This window comes from Salibacterium halotolerans (genome assembly GCF_900115625.1).
Lineage (GTDB): Bacteria > Bacillota > Bacilli > Bacillales > Marinococcaceae > Salibacterium > Salibacterium halotolerans.
In genome coordinates this window covers 94,627-112,391 of sequence record NZ_FOXD01000006.1, presented here as the reverse complement: position 1 = coordinate 112,391, position 17,765 = coordinate 94,627, and the positions used below count along the sequence as shown (strand labels likewise).

Sequence of the window (17,765 nt, the reverse complement as noted above, 5' to 3'; positions counted from 1 at the left end):
AGGGACTGTACTTCTTGATACAGCCCCAATGAAAGTCCTAGTCAATATATCGTCTTGCCCCGGCGAATTCTATTTCATAATTCGAAGCTTCCCAGTCCTCAATAATTTCTACCGTACTGCTGGAGTTTGGAGAATGGATCATGCTCCCGCCACCAGCGTACATGCCGACGTGATGGACATTTCCTTCACCTTCTTCATAAGCGAAAAACAACAGGTCGCCTTTTTGCAGGTTATCCCGGTCCACAGCCTCACCTTGGGTGGCTTGAACGGAAGAATCACGCGGAATCGTAATCCCGTAAGAATCATAGATGGTGTGGGTAAATCCGGAACAGTCAAAACCGAATCCAGAGGTTCCCGCCCATAAATAAGGAAGACCGAGAAACTGTTTTCCTGTTTCCACTAGATCACTGCCTTCCGGTGCCGGAATATCTTCTTCAGATTCATAGATAGAAACATCTGACGCCGGAATCCATTTATTTCCGTCGCTTGGAGTAGCAACCAGCACAGCTTCCTTTTTTTCATTTATGACGGGAAGCCGTGTATTATAGCTGAGTTCTTTAAAGTCGGAACGGAGTTTTTTATTCGTGTGAAGCTGAGTAGTTGGCTCTGTAACAAGGGCAAATGGTTCTTTGTCGGTATTATTAAATCGTTGATTATCCGCTAATTGTTCTTTTGGCATCCAAGCTGGGTACCCTGATTCATTTTTAGGGGTGGGCTGGCCGTCTGCTGCTACCTTCACCCAATCCTCATTTTCTTCTATAATTGTTACTTTACTTCCATACAACGCCTGGGTTTGCAGTTCACCGACAAGCCAAAGTTTTTCATCCAATGACATGCTTTCGGTCCAGGTCCATAAATCCGCAGGGTTGGATATGGCTGGTTCATCAACATCACGTAAATCTCCAGGAGTGGTCCAAAGGGAAGCCGCAGAAACATCAATATATGCTTCTTCCCCCTCATTAAATTTTTCTTTGGCACTTACATTTGCGTAAAATAGCATACTTGTTGTGACAACAGCGATCAGAGGAAAAATCAATGACTTAAAGAAATTTTGCATTAACAGCACCTCCAAGAATTAATGTAATCCAAGTCCCGGCCTATTAGACAGTTCAGCGGTGTTTCCCTGCCACTTCACCCCCCCTTGTACGACTTGATCCTGCAGCCAGAGCGCTGCATCAAGATCGTATCTTGTAATATTACTGTGGGCGTAAGCCAGATGGGCAGCCGCTGTAACGGATAGATGCGATTCCATCATGCTTCCGATCATACATTCCACACCAGCGCTTTGAGCCATATCTGCTATCTGCCTGGCCCTGCGGAGGCCTCCGCATTTCATCAGTTTAATATTAAGCAGATCCACCGCTTCTTCTTTTATTAATCGAAAAGCATCTGCCGGCGAAAAAACACTTTCATCCGCCATGATCGGAGTATTAACTCTTTCGCGGATATATTTTAAACCGGCTATATCACCGGCAGGGACCGGTTGTTCCACTAATTCAAGATTTGTTTTTTCTTCAAGAGCGCGAATAATTTTGACAGCATTCTTACTACTCCATCCCTGATTAGCATCCAAACGAAGCTTCACGCTGTCTCCGACCGCTTCGCGAATCTTTGTGATACGCTCGATATCCAGTTTTTCCTCATTGCCGACTTTTATTTTTAATACATCAAAACCCTGTTCTTTGGATAGTTTTGCACTGTCCTGCATTTTTTCAAGATTATCGATACTGATTGTCATATCGGTGACGGGAAATAGTGCACCCCCGCCAAGGTATTGATGGAGGGGCAGACCAAACATTTTACAATAGGCATCATGCAAAGCGATATCAACCGCGGCTTTAGCACTTGTGTTCGCTGCGCAGCTTTTCTGCACAGCTGTTAAAATGTCTTCCAACTGTTCAATATCCCGTCCAAGTAAAGCTTGTTTCATCGGCCCCTTCATGGCCGCTTCGATACTTTCCAGTGATTCTCCGGTGATCTGCCATGTGGAGGAGGCAGATCCGAGGCCGCTCTCCTCGTTTTCAAGCTGGATGGTTACATCCACCACTTCAATGGAGTTGATACTCCGAAGAGCTGTTTTAAAAGGCTTTTCCAAAGGCAGTGATGTTTTTTGTGTCAATAATTCAGTGATTTTCACGATGTCTGACTCCTTTTTTCCGATATCACCCACTCGGGCTTGAAGCTTGTTTACAAAAGGGACAATAATTGTGCGGTAAGCAGGCCGAAATAAGTACCAAAGAAGGAACCGGCCAGGGCCATTACCACCCCGATGGGAATGAGTGCACGGTTATAGGCACCGGCAAGCAGCGGGGCAGAGGCCATACCGCCGATATTGGCCAGGCTTGAGACACCAAGTGTAAATAAATCCAGCTTAAACACCTTCGCGGCCAAAGCCATGATAAGTCCATGGATAGCCAAAATGATAAAACCGGAGAGAATATAAACAGGCGCCTGCCAAAAATCAGAGAAATCAGCTCTGGACGCAATCAGAGCAATCACAATATAAAGAAAGACATTGGCTATATCCATGGACCCTGGGATTTTGGATACTCTCGTCATGGCAAGCAGCACCCCTGCTATAGAAACAATGAAAATAGTCCATGTGAGCGAACTGACGATATCACCGTAGGAGGGGAGCAAACCGCCAATACTTGCAGCAAGAGCAGAGCCGAATATACCAATAGCAATTAATCCCATTAAGTGAACGAAGCTTGTTTTTTCATCCTGCTTTTGTTCCTCTTCTTCTATCAGCTCTTTGCTTACTTCATCAAGATGAGAGGTGTTTGCTTTTGCCCAGCGGTTAAAGATGGCCGCAAACGGAACAAGCCAGAACATAGCCATTACCCAGGTGGAATAGTTAATCGTATCCATCACCAGCGCATAACCAAAAATATTTTCCGGAATGTCCAGGACTCCCTGGATGATTGCCATATTGGCAGAGCCGCCGGTCCAACTTCCCGACAATGCACCTAATGCCTGCCAGGTGTCTGTGACATAAAGGCCTTTAAAGATGAGATACGTTACAACAAATCCGAGAATGATACTGAACACCGCAGTAAAGTAACCAATCAGCATTTTGGGACCCAGCTTGATAAGCTTTCGTAAATCACAGTTTAATAACATTAAAAGAATCAAAGCTGGTAAAATCGCATCTCTTACGGTACCGTACGTATTGTCAACGGATTCACTGTCCCCCAGCACACCGATGGTTTTTAAAAAAGCACCAGCAAAATAAATGAGGATAATACCAGGTACATACTTGAAAAACCTGCTGTCCGAGCTTTTTTCTATGTAAGCAATAAGCCCGGCCAGTCCGATCATGATCCCTAAATACAAAAAACCCTCCTGAATCATAGAAAAACTCCTTTCTTTATAAAAAGTGTAATAATATAAGAAAAACCCAGCCAATAGGAAAAATAATTCCTATCAGCTGGGTTTTATCTACGTATCAATAGATAAAGCAGCGTAGTTGAAGTTATTCTGATTCAAAGGCCTGCTCGTATTTTTTCCGGGCATGCTTAAAAGCGACTATAATCGCTTTTTGGGAAGAACCTAGATAACGATTCATCACACTGTTTGTTACAGCATCACTGTCCCAGATATTATGACCGGTGAACAGGGTTTGTACAAACTTTTTAGTCAGTCCCAAAACCGAAGTACAGTCTGCATCTACAATAGTGCCGTCGGTGCGATCAATGACAAATCCTACAAAAAAAGTGTCGTACTGCTTCATAATGGGGTTGTTTCCAGGAGATTTTGCTTCTCCCACAACGTAAACTGTTTTCTCGTCATACATGGGCTCGTGCTCCTGAAAAGTCAGTCAGACTCCATAAGGGGTTTTATCCGGGCAGGATAAAGTCACGAAATGGAATGAACTGCTTTTGGAGATTTTTTTAAATATTAACACATCTAAAAATTATCCTCAACAGTAAAATATCATGTCTTCTAATACTTTATGCCGGGGCAGTGATTTTAATGTTTATATCTACGATTCTGAATGAAGGTTCAACCTAGGGAAGAGAAAACCCTGCATATCAATGAAATATAGATATTTATCTTTTGACTTATTATAAAGACCGATTGTCATACGCCTTGAGTTTGTGGGTATAGTCCTTCGAACAATATTGCGATCCCCGATCGGAGTGAAGAAGAAGACGGGGCCCAGGAAAACGGGTAATGAAAGCTCGGTCTAACGCCGGAAGGACAAGCTCTTTTGTTATGTGGGAAGCCATATTCCAACCGGTAATTTTCCGGGAAAATAGATTCATGATCGTGGCCGGATAGATCCATATACTCTTATATGGCTTGTTCAAAGTTTCCACGTCCTTGTGAAATAGCATTTTCATTATAAAACAATTCTCTTAAGAACTTGTTTACCTTTTAGGCTGACTCTACTAAGATTCCCAATCAATCACTTAGTGTCCTCTTCCTCCCCCTATAAGAAAAGTGCAAGCGCCCTGGTTTGCCGCGACAGGTTCTGGACCAAACCCTGAGCAGCTGGACGCTAAAGCTGGATCCAAAAAAAGACAGCTTCTAAAGCTGTCTTCTTCGAAATACATTAAAACTGATTTGATCGGATTTGAAAAAGTTAATCGAGTACAGCACCGGCTCATCCGCCATATCATAATGGACCTGTTTCAATACGAGGAGCGGCGAACCATTTTCGCACTGCAGCATCGTACTGATTTCTTCATGATAGCCCATCGTTTCAATATTGGCTTTGGCGTAGCTGATTGTCACGCCGGCCTTCTTCTCCAGCGAGAGCAGCATCGATTCTTCATCCAGGTTGTAATCATCTTCAAGGAGCCCTGCTGGAATTTTGTCCACACAGTAGACAAGCGGATCGTCATCTGCGGTCCGGATCCGCTTTATCAGATACACCTGCTCCTGTTCATCGAGTGTGAGCTCTTTTTTATCATCGCCATGCGGCTCGGTGAATCCGGTGAATAAAATATCCGTTCCCGGTGTTTTTCCTTCACGTTCAATCATGTCGGTAATACTAAACAACTCTTCAATACCGCCCGAAAACACCGGTTTTTTATTCACAAACGTGCCGATTCCGTGTTTGCGGACCATGATGTGCTCTTCTTCAAGAATCCGCAGCGCTTCACGAAGGGTGTTCCGGGAAACATGGAGCTGTTTCGCATACTCGTTCTCCGACGGCAGGCGCTCCCCGGGTTCCAGTTCCCCGTTTCTGATTTTCTCTTTTATTTCTTCAATAACCGTCACGTAGCGGGGATGTTGAAATTGATTTGTCATGATAAGCCTCCAGCATTCTTCTATTTATTATAGTATCAGACAACTTCAACACCCGTCTATCAGATATCGGCGCGCATCGATGCATTCTTACATCGCATGCTTCACTCCCTTTTTCACAAGCAGCCAGTTTGCCGGATAACTCGTAAGAAAGCCGAGCATCATCGCGATCTGCATCATAAACCAGAACACCGCACCGCTTGGTTCCGGAGGCTGGGCAAACAGGAGATAGTGGGACACAGCCATCCATCCGAACATGCCGACTTCAAACGCAATAAGCGACCACGTGTCTGCTTTGACTGCGTTTTTCAGCCTTTCTCGGGGACTTCCTTTTCCATGGGCCCCCATGCCGTAGTACTGAAAAGCGATTCCGAAAATATAGGCCAGCACAAATTCCACCGCGTACTCCGCAAACAGCGTGCTGCCCGCGATAGTCAGCCCGGTAAAAACAACCACCGGCACGCCGATCATATCACCAAGTGAACAGCCGCTGCTACAGTGGGTCGTAGATACAAAAACACTCTGCCAAAAGGGCTTGTTTTGATGTTCGTGGTGCCCGTGATGGACGTGATGGCCGTGCTGATGATTATGAGGATGGTTGTTCCGCCCCAGTTTCCAGTACGCCAACAAGCCGACTACCGGAAAATAGAGTCCGGTCAGCGGCCAGACGATGTTCATGATCGGCATCATCTGCTGCGGGCGCCGCACCACGTCTATCGTGATATAGACGGCCTGCAGCACACCCACTATAATAAACAGCCAAGATATGATTTCCATCGTACTCATCGTCAAAACTCCTTTGCAATCAAAAGATGCAAGTAAACTCCGTAAGAACAGGATACCCGGAGAATCATAGGAGCAAACAGTCCAGGAAGGAAAAAATAAGCGGAGATACCGGCGTCGTTTCTGGATTCTTTGAGCAGACAAAACAGAGTGTATTGTATTTAATGCAGTAAAGTATAGGAAAGGGGCTTTTATAATGAGTAACCACGTGACAGCGGCGGTGTTCACTGAATTTGGAGGACCGGACGTCCTGCATCTGCAAAACGACGTACCTGTCCCTGATGTAAAGCCTGGACAAGTGCTGATACATGTAACGGCCGCATCCGTGAACAACACAGATATATGGACACGGGAAGGCGCTTAGGGTCTCCCGGGAGAATCGGGCGCCAAAGCCCGCCGTACGGGGTTATTCCCGTACAGCTTCTTTATGATAGTATGGGGTGAAAGCTTTTGTTTAAAGAGGAGGCCCTATCATGGATGATCGTTTAAATAACGAAACATCAAACTCCGTCAAAGTAGAAAATATGAAAATGAAAATAACCCTTCTTTCTTTATTTACATTTGGTATACACTTTATTCTTCTGTACATAAGCGGTTGGCATCAACCTTCCAGCCACTCTGTAATGGGATCTATTTTTTTCAGTGCTTTTGTTACAGCCGTGCCATACGTGATTTTTGTTTATATCCCCGCACGATTCATATTCACACGGCAGATACGGGGATGGATGAAACATGCTTTATTTCTTCTTATCTCGTACGGCTTGTTCTGCCTATTATCCATGATGAGTGAGGAACTGGGGGATTTGATGGGGATAGACTATATCCCATTCACCTTACTTTTATTTTCAGCATTTTTGCTATGGGACAATATATCAAAGGCGCTGGACGAAGGGGGATAGCTCTCCTCCGGCGCATGATGTCATCTCTCCATTTTTCATTACCGTAAATGTGCTATGATGTATACAGGCAATTTACAGTCGGGAGAGTATCGTATGAATCGGGAGGATATTCAAAAGATTATTAAAATGACAGGAGAACGGGCAAAAATTGATGCAAAATTCAATAACACCTATATTGTAGACAAAATGTAAAATGGAATAGAAATTACCGTGGCTGTTTAATATATAATAGGCGGGGGGGGTGTGATGATCAATACAATGGCAATGGAAGAAGAAACGCTGCCCATTATAATAGTCGGTTTCTCTATCATGATGCTGCTTTCATTCGTCATAGTAATCTCTTTGTTTATAAAAAGTCACACCATTCGTGAGAAAAAAGCTATGGGATATTTTCTCGGTTTTCTCCTTTTATTCTCTACTTCAGTTTTGATTGCTCTAACTGTCATTGGTCCACCGGGTAAACCATCTGCTGTTACATCTATGAGACTTGCTGCCAGCGGAATTTTATGGTTTTTCAGCATGTTATCCTTTTTAGGCGGTGTGTTATCCACAAGACAGGATTCCATCTAGCTTGTTTTAAATAGTAATACCACATCTATATTACTTTCTCCAGGTAGTATCTGCTGCAGATAATGTATTCGTGCTGTCCAAACATTTAGAGCTGCTGCTTCTACTTTTTGAATAATATTCCATTTTCAGATGAAATGCGGTATCCTTTTGTATAATAAACTACAATGTTGGATCTACAGCTTGTATAGAAAAGCCATAAAAACAACGCCGGGCCGAGGAAGTCCCTCAAACCGGCGTCATTGGCGGAATTATGTATGTGTACTCCGAAGTACAACATCGTTTGCTGTCATCGATAATGTCACGATACAGCAGGTTTATTGGTTGGTGGAGCATATCGGGCTCGAACCGATGACCTCTTGGCTGCCAGCCAAGCGCTCTCCCGACTGAGCTAATGCCCCGCATCAAAACGACAATTTTCATTATAAGTACATTTGCTGAAAGTGTCAACACAAAATCATAATAAAAGTATCAGATCGAAGGCAGCCCATCCTGCAGCGCCGACAACGCCGACGAGAAAGGATTCCGCAACTTTTTCTTTCCGCCACTGCTTTTCTTTGGCGTAGTCCAATACAAGCCAGCCGATAAAAATGGCCAGGCCGAAACTGATCGATTCGAGCAGTATCATGGCATGTCCTCCTCCGGCGCTTCTTTTCCCTACGATACCAGACCGTGAATGAAACGGCAATCCTTTGGCTATATTGGTACCAACAGGATTCTTTTTGTGGGGAGGTGTACGTTCATGCTACATGCGGCTGTCCGTTTTTACGACCGGATTCCGGTTCTGGTCCGTCTTCTTTTTATTATTATGTTGATTCTGACTACGTTTTCCTATGTGCTGCATGTGTTGGAGCCGGAGGCGTTCCCGACATTTTTTGATGCGGTCTGGTGGGCGGTTGTCACCTCCACGACAGTCGGCTACGGGGATTTTGTGCCGGAAACAGTGACAGGCCGGATTTTTGCGATGATTTTAATTTTGTTCGGCATTGGTTTTGTGCTGTTTTTCGTGACGAATCTCGCCTCCAGTACGGTAAATGAGCAGCACCGATGGCAGAAAGGAACACTGCCGTCGAGCTTTTCGAACCATTATATCATCGTCAACTGGAATGAGCGGGCCCGCCAGTTTATCGATCAGATTCAGCGCGCGTATCCGGAGCGTCAGATTCTGCTGATCGATGACAGGCTGGTGGAGTCCCCGTTTCACAACAGTGCCCGCCTTCAGTTTTTAAAAGGAAGCCCTACGATGCAGTCTGTCCTGCGGCAGGCCAATGTCAGACAGGCCCGGGCGCTTGTCATTACATCGGGGCTCGAGGGGACGGAGCAGCAGGCGGATGCGCAGACCATTTTGACACTACTTACGGCTAAGCATTACTGCGATGACATTTATACCACCGCTGAAATTCTGACGTCGGAACAGCTGCCCAACGCTCGTCATGCGGGAGCTGATGAAATCATTGCTTCCAATATGATTTCCAGTCTCTTAATGACCGAAAGTCTCGAGCAGCAGGGTATCGCCGAAACCATCACCCTGCTGCTGGATGTGGAAGCCACTCCCTATCTCCGTTCCATGCCGTGTCCGGAAGATTGGATTGGTAGAACGTTCGAAGAAGTCAGCCGGCTTGCCGCCTCGATGGATATTCTGCCGATCGGGATCAGCGGGGAAAAAAAGACGAACCTGCATCCGGACAAAGAAAGTGTGCTGCAGGAAGATCAGTCGCTGCTTGTGCTGGAGTCCTCACGATAACAGCAAGTCCTCGAGTTCTTTATTCAGCCTCTCTCCCTGCTCCACCCATGGTTCGGACACCTCAGCGTCTTTGTTCTGGGGAGTCTGAAACTGATTTACGACGGCATTATAAGGTTCTTCGATATGATCCGAGCCGCGTTTATATTCATGAGACAACACAAACGGACGGCCGACAGCGACTTTTACCCCTTTTTGTTCCAGCTCCCCGTCCACCGCCTCAAACGGCACACGGAAAAAACGATATTCTCCCTCACCCGACATTTTATAATCAAAGCAGCCGTGGTCGTACTCCCAGCCTCCGCCGATATCATAGCCGAGCGGTTTCAGCTTCTTCTCAAGATCTTGAAGCACAAATCGATGCCCTTCCACTTTTGAAGGTATTTCAATCATAAGCTTCCCTGCCTTCTTTTTTGTTCTTACTTTTTCCCGACTGCCGTTTTTCATGCAAAAATCCCGGAGAACATTTCTCCGGGATTGTGCTTATTGATTCAATCGTTTCTCGAGTTCCTGCTGCTGCGCTTCAAAGCCGGGTTTTCCGAGAAGGGCGAACATGTTCTTTTTATAGGCTTCCACGCCAGGCTGGTCAAACGGATTAACGCCGAGCAGGAAGCCACTCACGGCGCATGCTTTTTCGAAGAAATACACAAGATATCCAAAGTAGTATTCGTTCATTTCCGGAATGCGCAGGACAAGGTTCGGCACACCGCCGTCTGTGTGGGCGAGGAGTGTCCCCTGGAACGCTTTTTCGTTGACGAAATCCATGGACTGCCCCGCGAGATAATTCAAACCGTCGAGGTCGTCCTCCGTTTTGGGAATGGTAACGTCTTCACCGGCATGCTCCACCTGAAGTACAGTTTCAAACAAGTGACGGCGTCCTTCCTGCACGTACTGCCCCATCGAATGAAGATCCGTTGAAAAATTCACCGAAGCCGGGAAGAGACCTTTATGATCTTTTCCTTCGCTTTCGCCGAACAACTGCTTCCACCACTCAGAAAAGAAACCAAGGCTCGGCTCATAATTAACGAGCAGTTCAATGGCTTTTCCTTTTTGATAAAGTGCGTGGCGCACAGCGGCGTACTGATACGCTTCGTTTTTCATCAGGTCCGGCTCGGCATAGGTGTTTCGCGCGGCGTCAGCGCCCTGCATCATCTGCTCGATGTCGAGTCCGGCCGCAGCAATCGGAAGAAGACCGACAGCAGTGAGAACAGAATACCGGCCGCCGACATCATCCGGCACCCTAAAGGTCTCATACCCCTGCTCATCGGCAAGCGTCTTCAAGGCCCCTTTTTCTTTGTCTGTCGTGGCGTAAATACGTTTCGCCGCTTCTTCTTTCCCGTATTTTTTCTCCAGAAAGTCGCGGAAAATACGGAACGCAATCGCCGGTTCGGTGGTTGTGCCAGATTTGGAGATAACGTTGATGGAGACGTCTTTTCCGTCCAGCATATCCATCAAGTGGCGGATGTAGGACTGGCTGATGTGATGGCCCGCGAAATAAACCTCCGGCCCGCCGCGCTCATCGTTTCCACGCTGGTTGTCGAACGTGTGGGTGAGGCTTTCAATAGCAGCTTTGGCCCCGAGGTACGAGCCGCCGATGCCGAGCACGAGCAGTACGTCGGAATCACTTTTGATCTTTGCCGCGGCCTGCTGAATACGCGCGAATTCTTCTTTATCATAATTTTTTGGGAGATCCACCCATCCGAGAAAATCACTCCCTGCCCCGGTCTGTTCATGAATAGCCGTTTGGGCTGTATGTACCTGGCCTGCGAGCTGCTCCAGTTCTTTTTCATCAAAAAACGGCAGCGCACTGCTGTAATCAAATTGAATGTCTTTTGGCATAAGATTTCCTCCAAAGTATTAGTCTCTTCTTCCAATGTATAGAACGGCGCTTTGGAATTCAAGCTATTTTTATGGAAGGAGAGCTTTGCAAACTGGAATGATTTCTTTTCGTGTCCATCATGTATAAAGCATGCTTTCTTTTCTCATGATAAGTCGTAAGCGTGACACAGGTGAAGGGGGGTGAAGGAGTATGAGCGGCATACAGCGTACGGCTCTTGTTCTGACCATTATAGGTGCGGTGAACTGGGGGCTAATTGGATTTTTTGGATTCGATCTTATCGCAGCCATCTTTGGCAGCCAGGCCCAGGCAATGTCCCGGGTGATTTACGCTCTGGTTGGGATTGCCGGCCTTTACAGCATCTCCGTTCTGTTCAAACCGGATGAAGAACTGGAGAGGAGCCCCGAACCTCAGCGGTAAGCCTGTCTTTTACGTAAAAAAAGAAGGGGGTGTTCCGGCTGTTCCGGAATCCCCCTTCTTTTCTTTACTTACGGATGCGTTTATTCAGGTCCGCCTGAATTTCGTTCGACTGCTTGAGCCAGTCTTTCAACTTATCTTCGAGGGTATTGAACCCTTGGTTTTTCTGCTGGCCGCCTTTATTGGATCCGCCTTTCGGACCGCCGCTGTTATTTGGCTTTTTGTCTTCCCGCTCCGGCGCTTCCTGCGTATCACGGATGGAAAGCGAAATTTTACCGCTGTCCGCATCCACGGATTTGATTTTTACTTTGACTTCGTCTCCGACTGATAGTTCATCATTGATATCTTTTACATACCCATGAGCGACTTCAGAGATATGGACGAGTCCCTGTTTATTTTCATCAAGAGCGACAAAAGCCCCGAACGGTTTAATTCCTGTGACTTTGCCCTCAACGATACTGCCTACCTCGTATTGCTCTACCGACATTCAAACATCTCCTAAAAAGTTATTAGCTAACAAATTATATCACATCCTCCCCCATTCAGCAATTTATTTATTTATAAATCCTGCTCCGTTTTTTCCCTTTGGTTATGAAAATGCGAAACAAGTGCAGCAATCTTTGAATCCGGTCCCAGATTTCTTCTTGAAATGTCCCGGGTTTCATTGACAGTACTCCTTGTTTTCCGATATGGTTTTTGAGATGTTTACATCGTTTAATGAAAGGAAGGGGCAGGCATGAATAGAGATCAATGGCATTCAAAATTAGGCTTTATTCTGGCTGCGGCGGGATCGGCTATCGGTCTGGGCGCGGTCTGGAAGCTTCCATATGTGACCGGAACGAGCGGAGGGGGAGCGTTCTTTCTGGTCTTCTTGTTGTTTACGATTCTTCTTGGGACCTCGCTTATGCTGGCGGAATTTGTGATCGGGCGCCGGACACAGAAACCGCCGATCGAGGCGTACAAAGAACTGGCGCCAAAGAGTTCCTGGCACTTGGTCGGCATCCTCGGCATTATCTCCTCCTGTTTAATTCTTTCGTTTTACGCCGTGGTAGGAGGTTGGATTTTCACCTATTTCATCCGCAGCTTAACCGGCGGATTGACGAATCCACCCGGCGGCGATTTCGGGGCGTTATTTAATTCCATCATCTCGAATCAGTGGGAAGTCGGCGCGGCTCATCTGGCCTTTATACTTCTTACGATTCTTATCGTCCAGGGCGGCATCCAGAAAGGAATTGAACGGGCGAGCACGATTATGATGCCGGCTTTGTTTCTTATCTTTGCCGTTCTCGTGGTGCGTTCTGTCACCTTAGAGGGAGCAATGGAGGGCATCCGCTTTTTCCTTCAGCCGGATCTTTCCAGTCTTGACGGCGGGACGGTTCTGTTCGCCCTCGGACAGGCTTTCTTCTCGTTAAGTCTTGGTGTTTCCATCATGGTAACCTACAGCTCTTACCTGTCCAAAAAAGAAAGCCTGGTCCGATCGGCGTTTTCGATTGTCGGTTTAAGTATTTTTATTGCGTTTCTTGCCGGTCTCGCAATTTTTCCGGGCGTGTTTGCTTTCGGTCTGGAGCCTAGTCAAGGACCGGGACTTATTTTCGCGGTGCTTCCCGCTGTTTTCAGTGAAATCGCGTTTGGCTCTGTATTTTTCTCGCTGTTCTTACTGCTCTTGCTGTTTGCCACGTTAACGTCGGCATTCTCGCTGCTTGAAATCGTGGTATCGACGGCTTCCTACCAGCGTCCTGAAAGGCGCAGAAAAGCAGCATGGATTGCCGGCATCGCGATCTTTCTGCTCGGCATTCCGTCGAATCTTTCGTACGGCTTGTTATCCGAATGGTTGATCTTCGGCGATATCTTTTTCAATCAGGTCGATTTTCTCGTCAGCAACATTCTGCTTCCGCTTGGCGCCTTTTTGATCGCGGTCTTTGTATCGTGGCGCTTGAAGCCGGACGTCCTGCAGGAAGAACTTCTTCGCGGCTCCAGTCTCTCCACCGGTTTCTTCCGGGTATGGCTGTTTGTGCTCCGCTATATCACACCGGCTGCGATTCTCGCCGCTTTTCTCGATGTCCTCGGCGTTTGGTGACAGCGTAACGATAATCCGTAAAAAAAAGGCTGCCCGGTACGTTTCCGGTGCAGCCTTTTTATTGATTTTTCAGGATGAATGCCGGCGCAGAAAACGCCCCATGCGGTCGAGTGCAGTTTCCAGCGACTCCATGGAAGTCGCGTAGGAACAGCGGATATGTCCTTCTCCGCCTTCTCCGAATACGCCACCGGGAACTACGGCCACGTGCTCCTCTTTCAACAGCCCTTCGGCAAACTGCTCCGAGTTCATGCCGGTGCTTTCAATCGAAGGAAAGGCGTAAAACGCCCCACCCGGCACGTGACAGGACAAACCGATTTCGGCAAAAGATTTCACAATGTAATTGCGCCGCTGCTTGTAGCTTGTTATCATGCGTTCTACATCATCCCGGCCGCTCCGCAGTGCTTCGAGCGCTCCAAACTGGGCGGGAGTGGACGCACACATGAGAATGTATTGATGAATTTTCAGCATAGCGGCTGTGATATCAGCCGGAGCGCATACAAAACCGAGGCGCCAGCCGGTCATCGCAAACGCCTTAGAGAATCCGGAAATAAGAATGGTGCGGTCTTTCATCCCGGGAAGAGCGGCAAGACTGCAGTGCTCGTTATCATAACTCAGTTCGGCATAAATTTCATCCGAAAAAACGAGCAGGTCGTGACGTTCGATGACATCAACAAGCGGCTCCAGCTCTTCTTTTGTCATAACAGCTCCGGTAGGGTTGTTCGGAAAACTGATCATAACCGCTTTCGTGTTCGGGGTAACGGCCGCTTCCAGTTCTTCTTTCGTTAATTTGAATTCATTTTCCTTTTTCGTTCCGATGGAAACCGGTGTACCTCCGGCAAGCGACACAACCGGCGCGTAGGATACAAAACCAGGCTCGACGATAATAACTTCCTCTCCCGGGTTCACGGTGGAACGGACGGCGATATCTATCGCTTCGCTCGCGCCCGCCGTGACGATGATTTCACGTTCCGGATCATACGGGGTTTCGAAGCGTTCATTGAGGTACTTCGAAATTTCCTGCCGGAGTTCGGGGATGCCGGGATTGGCCGTGTAGGCGGTGTAGCCTCTTTCCATCGAATCAATGCTTGCCTCCCGCACATTCCACGGGGTTACAAAATCCGGTTCTCCGACGCCGAGTGAAATCACATCATCCATCGTAGACGCCATATCAAAAAAACGGCGGATGCCCGACGGCTGGATATGCTGCACCGCATCCGACAACCGATTGGTTTTTCTTACGGAAGGGGTGCTCATGGCGACACCACGATCCTTTTATCATCGTCTTCCCCGTCTTCAAATACCACACCGTCATGCTTGTAGGTTTTCAGACGGAAATGGGTGGTGGTGGAAATAACTGATTCGAGCGTAGACAGTTTTTCCGAAACAAAGCCGGCTATTTCAGACATCGTTTTTCCATCAATAACGACGGATAAATCGTAAGCACCGGAGACGAGATAGAGCGCTTTGACTTCCGGGAAGCGGTAGATCCGTTCCGCCACTTCATCAAAGCCGACTCCGCGCTGCGGTGTCACTTTCACATCAATCATAGCCGTCACGCCTTCCTGCTCTTCCACTTTGCTCCAGTTTACGACGGCCGCATAGCTTACAATCACATTTTCTTTTTCCAATTTATTTAATACCGCCTGCACTTCCTCTTCTTTGCGGTCCACCATCTTGGCGATGGCAGGGACACCGAGGCGGCCGTTATCTTCCACCAGCTTCAGTATTTCCAGTTCATGCTTTTCCATCTCTGCCTCTCCTTTCAAGCGTGCAGTACTGCATTCACTTTTCTCATTACCGTCTATCTTATCATATGATCAGCCGGGGTGACATTGCATTTTAGATTAAACATGGTGGTGGTGCGGGAATGATAACAAGGAAAAGAATGGAGGGTTGATGATGACGGACAAATTACTGCATGTAGCGGAAAAATCTTCGACAGCGTTAATTGTACTGGACATGATCAATGACCTGGAATTTGAGGACAGGGATTATTTATTTCCGCATGCGCTGAAAGCCGCGGAAAACATCGCCTCGCTCAAAAAAAGAGTGAAAGAATACGGCATTCCCGTCATCTATGTAAATGACAATTACGGCCGCTGGCAGAGCGACTTTCAGGAACTTATCACCCACTGCAAGCGTGATGATGTAAAAGGAAAACCCGTCACGGAAATGATTGAACCCGACGATGACGACTATTTCGTGCTGAAGCCGCAGTTTTCCGGATTTTTTGCGACACCGCTTGATATTCTGCTTGATTACCTGGAAGTAAAAACATTGATTATTACCGGGGTGGCGGGAAACATGTGTGTCCACTTCACCGCCAACGACGCCTACATGAGGCATTATCAGTTATTTGTCCCCGGGGACTGCACCGCTTCCAACAGCTCCGAGGATAATGAGCTCGCTCTGCACTTGATGAGTCATGTGCTGAAAGCAGATATCACAAACAGCAGTGACTACAATGTAGAACACCTCATCGACCGCGCCCGGAAGTACGACCAGGAAAATCCATAATGACAGGGAGATGCCTATTTTGTTGACGACGTGCCGTCTTAGGAACACTGCACGTTTTCATCTCGTGTTTAGTGTCCGATAGAACGGTTCCAGGAGACACTGGAACACCGGAAGGAGCAGGTAGTGGACGATAGAAGCTTCTATCGTCCATTATGTTTTCATTTTCACCCGTTAGTGTCCGATAAACCGCTCCTACCGGACATCAGCTCCGGGAATTAATCTGACAGCGGACAGAGGCATAGATAGATTTCGTCCAACTAAAAATCCGAACGACAGAACAGGATGCCAAAGTGCAGCATCCCGTTCCACCATTCGGATGATCAATCGAGCGGTACTTTTTTGTTCCGGGCTCGTTTTCATTCTCTACTCTATTTCAATGAGTGTGCGGTGCCCTGATTCTTTAAAATACCTTTTTCAGTTCCTCTTTGTCCTGACCGAGCCAGTACTTCATCCATTCTTTGGCATTATCCAGATGATGGAGTCTTGCCTGCCCGCATTGTTCTTCGGTAGCGGCAGGTACTTCTTCGTACGTCAGCGAATCTTCCATTGTTTTCTCCAGAATATCAATCAACTCCGCTATTTCCGGTTCTCCGTTCATAATGAGATAGAAACCGGTCTGACATCCCATCGGTGACAGGTCGATTACTTCAAAATGGGAGTATTCTTCGGCGTATTTGCGGATGTTGATCGCAAGAAGATGTTCGAGCGTGTGAATAACCGGCGGCGTCATGTTTTCTTTGTTCGGCTGAGCAAACCTAAGATCAAATTTATTGACGATGCCGTCTGTACCGACCCGCTGAAATCCGGCGTGTCTGACGTATGGAGCTTTCACTTTGGTATGATCGAGCTCGAAACTTTCTACGCGTGCCATAAACCAACACTCCTTTATCATGTCTTTGTTCCATCATACAATGCCGGCGCTTCATTTGGCAATCCACAGCGGTTGTCAGATCAAGCGTTTCACCGCTTCCACATTGTCTGTAAAGACGCCGTCCACGCCGTATGTTTTTAATTTTTTCAGACGTCCCGGGTGATTGACCGTCCAGACATACACATGGTAGCCCTGCTCATGCAGCCGGGCTGTAAAACGCGGACCAGCCAGGCGGAAATGCGGACATACCATATCAGCCTGCGCCTCCTGCAGCCGTTTTTCAGGAAAATAGTCGCGCCACCATTGAAAAGGCCTTCTGCGCTCCTGCTGCAGATCAAACCTTCCAACAAGCAGAGCCGTGCGGCAGGAAGGGTCCAGCTGTTTGATAGTTTGGATAATCTCTTCATCAAAGGAAGAGAACAGAATATTGTCACGTTCAGGAATCTGTTCGAGCACCTTCTTTTCCAGGCCTTTTTCCTTCACTTCTACATTGAACGTATATTTTTTGTCGAGCAGAGGAAGAAGGTCCTGCAGCAGAGCCGGTTTCCAGCCTTCTTTCCGCTGTGTTTTTCTGCTCCACTCCTTGTAGGACATGTCCCGGATGGCTTTTCCCTGCCAGGAAGGATAGTGGACGCAGACCAGCTGTCCGTCTTTTGTCTGACGTATATCGGTTTCGATCATATCTGCGCCGAGTTGTACAGCCCGGTGAAAGGATTCGACCGTATTTTCTTTCATGCCGGTAGCCGGACTGCCCCGGTGAGCAATGATTATCATGCTGTGATTACGGACCATAACCGGTT

The 17,765-nt window shown here is 47.3% G+C and carries 22 protein-coding genes and 1 tRNA gene; 7 read left to right on the top strand and 16 right to left on the bottom strand.

What is annotated here, in order from left to right; genetic code table 11:
- Positions 1–37: 37 nt before the first annotated feature.
- The 7 genes from BM124_RS07015 to BM124_RS06985 all read right to left on the bottom strand — a co-directional run bounded on the left by BM124_RS07015 (position 38) and on the right by BM124_RS06985 (position 6,042).
- Positions 38–1,057 (bottom strand): C40 family peptidase, encoded by a 1,020-nt coding sequence (locus BM124_RS07015; protein WP_244504264.1) that lies wholly within the window; start codon positions 1,055–1,057, stop codon positions 38–40.
- 18 nt (positions 1,058–1,075) lie between these two features.
- The gene (locus BM124_RS07010; protein ID WP_093336325.1) at positions 1,076–2,137 is read right to left on the bottom strand and encodes a dipeptide epimerase; all 1,062 of its coding nucleotides are present in this window, start codon (positions 2,135–2,137) and stop codon (positions 1,076–1,078) included.
- 50 nt (positions 2,138–2,187) lie between these two features.
- Positions 2,188–3,354 (bottom strand): DUF819 family protein, encoded by a 1,167-nt coding sequence (locus BM124_RS07005; protein WP_093336323.1) that lies wholly within the window; start codon positions 3,352–3,354, stop codon positions 2,188–2,190.
- Between the two features lie 121 nt (positions 3,355–3,475).
- A complete protein-coding gene (locus BM124_RS07000) occupies positions 3,476–3,796 on the bottom strand; it encodes a DUF3870 domain-containing protein (RefSeq protein WP_093336322.1) in 321 nt (106 codons plus the stop codon).
- A gap of 271 nt (positions 3,797–4,067) precedes the next feature.
- Positions 4,068–4,340 (bottom strand): DDE-type integrase/transposase/recombinase, encoded by a 273-nt coding sequence (locus tag BM124_RS19710; RefSeq protein ID WP_425288579.1) that lies wholly within the window; start codon positions 4,338–4,340, stop codon positions 4,068–4,070.
- Between the two features lie 193 nt (positions 4,341–4,533).
- Complete coding sequence (locus BM124_RS06990; protein WP_093336319.1) at positions 4,534–5,259, bottom strand: GntR family transcriptional regulator; 726 nt, start codon at positions 5,257–5,259, stop codon at positions 4,534–4,536.
- Positions 5,260–5,346: 87 nt separating this feature from the next.
- A complete protein-coding gene (locus tag BM124_RS06985) occupies positions 5,347–6,042 on the bottom strand; it encodes a DUF4396 domain-containing protein (RefSeq protein WP_093336317.1) in 696 nt (231 codons plus the stop codon).
- Positions 6,043–6,235: 193 nt separating this feature from the next.
- Between BM124_RS06985 and BM124_RS18835 the strand changes: the two genes are divergently transcribed.
- From BM124_RS18835 to BM124_RS06975, 3 genes are all read left to right on the top strand, one after another.
- The gene (locus BM124_RS18835; RefSeq protein ID WP_170841017.1) at positions 6,236–6,403 is read left to right on the top strand and encodes a hypothetical protein; all 168 of its coding nucleotides are present in this window, start codon (positions 6,236–6,238) and stop codon (positions 6,401–6,403) included.
- A 109-nt stretch (positions 6,404–6,512) separates the two neighbouring features.
- Positions 6,513–6,938 carry a hypothetical protein gene (locus BM124_RS06980; RefSeq protein WP_093336315.1) on the top strand — a complete coding sequence of 142 codons (426 nt, stop codon included), beginning with the start codon at positions 6,513–6,515 and terminating at the stop codon, positions 6,936–6,938.
- A gap of 243 nt (positions 6,939–7,181) precedes the next feature.
- On the top strand, positions 7,182–7,508 hold the full coding sequence (locus BM124_RS06975; protein ID WP_139217077.1) for a hypothetical protein: 327 nt from the start codon (positions 7,182–7,184) through the stop codon (positions 7,506–7,508).
- A gap of 322 nt (positions 7,509–7,830) precedes the next feature.
- Here BM124_RS06975 and BM124_RS06970 read toward each other — a convergent pair.
- Positions 7,831–7,906, bottom strand: a tRNA-Ala gene (locus tag BM124_RS06970).
- Positions 7,907–7,962: 56 nt separating this feature from the next.
- Positions 7,963–8,133, bottom strand: a complete 171-nt coding sequence (locus BM124_RS18830; RefSeq protein ID WP_170841008.1) for a hypothetical protein — start codon at positions 8,131–8,133, stop codon at positions 7,963–7,965.
- Between the two features lie 114 nt (positions 8,134–8,247).
- Between BM124_RS18830 and BM124_RS06965 the strand changes: the two genes are divergently transcribed.
- Positions 8,248–9,249 carry a potassium channel family protein gene (locus BM124_RS06965; RefSeq protein ID WP_170841016.1) on the top strand — a complete coding sequence of 334 codons (1,002 nt, stop codon included), beginning with the start codon at positions 8,248–8,250 and terminating at the stop codon, positions 9,247–9,249.
- Here the strand turns inward: BM124_RS06965 and BM124_RS06960 are convergent.
- The gene (locus BM124_RS06960; RefSeq protein WP_093336418.1) at positions 9,241–9,639 is read right to left on the bottom strand and encodes a YugN family protein; all 399 of its coding nucleotides are present in this window, start codon (positions 9,637–9,639) and stop codon (positions 9,241–9,243) included. The two genes, BM124_RS06965 and BM124_RS06960, sit on opposite strands and share 9 nt — an antisense overlap.
- A 90-nt stretch (positions 9,640–9,729) precedes the next feature.
- Positions 9,730–11,085 (bottom strand): glucose-6-phosphate isomerase, encoded by a 1,356-nt coding sequence (locus tag BM124_RS06955; RefSeq protein ID WP_093336310.1) that lies wholly within the window; start codon positions 11,083–11,085, stop codon positions 9,730–9,732.
- A 190-nt stretch (positions 11,086–11,275) separates the two neighbouring features.
- On the opposite strand from BM124_RS06955, the gene BM124_RS06950 reads away from it, so the two are divergent.
- Positions 11,276–11,503, top strand: coding sequence for a DUF378 domain-containing protein (locus BM124_RS06950; RefSeq protein WP_093336308.1), 228 nt, complete (start codon positions 11,276–11,278; stop codon positions 11,501–11,503).
- Between the two features lie 64 nt (positions 11,504–11,567).
- Here BM124_RS06950 and yugI read toward each other — a convergent pair whose 3' ends face one another.
- On the bottom strand, positions 11,568–11,987 hold the full coding sequence (gene yugI / locus BM124_RS06945; RefSeq protein ID WP_093336306.1) for a S1 domain-containing post-transcriptional regulator GSP13: 420 nt from the start codon (positions 11,985–11,987) through the stop codon (positions 11,568–11,570).
- Positions 11,988–12,236: 249 nt separating this feature from the next.
- Here yugI and BM124_RS06940 point away from each other — a divergent pair, with 249 nt between their 5' ends.
- Positions 12,237–13,577 (top strand): sodium-dependent transporter, encoded by a 1,341-nt coding sequence (locus BM124_RS06940; protein WP_093336304.1) that lies wholly within the window; start codon positions 12,237–12,239, stop codon positions 13,575–13,577.
- A 69-nt stretch (positions 13,578–13,646) separates the two neighbouring features.
- Here BM124_RS06940 and BM124_RS06935 read toward each other — a convergent pair whose 3' ends face one another.
- Positions 13,647–14,831 carry an aminotransferase gene (locus BM124_RS06935; protein ID WP_093336302.1) on the bottom strand — a complete coding sequence of 395 codons (1,185 nt, stop codon included), beginning with the start codon at positions 14,829–14,831 and terminating at the stop codon, positions 13,647–13,649.
- Complete coding sequence (locus tag BM124_RS06930; protein WP_093336301.1) at positions 14,828–15,325, bottom strand: Lrp/AsnC family transcriptional regulator; 498 nt, start codon at positions 15,323–15,325, stop codon at positions 14,828–14,830. Before BM124_RS06930 ends, BM124_RS06935 begins: the two co-directional genes overlap by 4 nt.
- Before the next feature lie 151 nt (positions 15,326–15,476).
- On the opposite strand from BM124_RS06930, the gene BM124_RS06925 reads away from it, so the two are divergent.
- Positions 15,477–16,094 (top strand): cysteine hydrolase family protein, encoded by a 618-nt coding sequence (locus BM124_RS06925; RefSeq protein WP_093336299.1) that lies wholly within the window; start codon positions 15,477–15,479, stop codon positions 16,092–16,094.
- Between the two features lie 400 nt (positions 16,095–16,494).
- Here the strand turns inward: BM124_RS06925 and BM124_RS06920 are convergent, their stop codons facing one another.
- Positions 16,495–16,965 (bottom strand): S-ribosylhomocysteine lyase, encoded by a 471-nt coding sequence (locus BM124_RS06920; protein WP_093336298.1) that lies wholly within the window; start codon positions 16,963–16,965, stop codon positions 16,495–16,497.
- A 75-nt stretch (positions 16,966–17,040) separates the two neighbouring features.
- A complete protein-coding gene (locus tag BM124_RS06915) occupies positions 17,041–17,757 on the bottom strand; it encodes a glycerophosphodiester phosphodiesterase (protein ID WP_170841015.1) in 717 nt (238 codons plus the stop codon).
- Between the last annotated feature and the right edge of the window lie 8 nt (positions 17,758–17,765).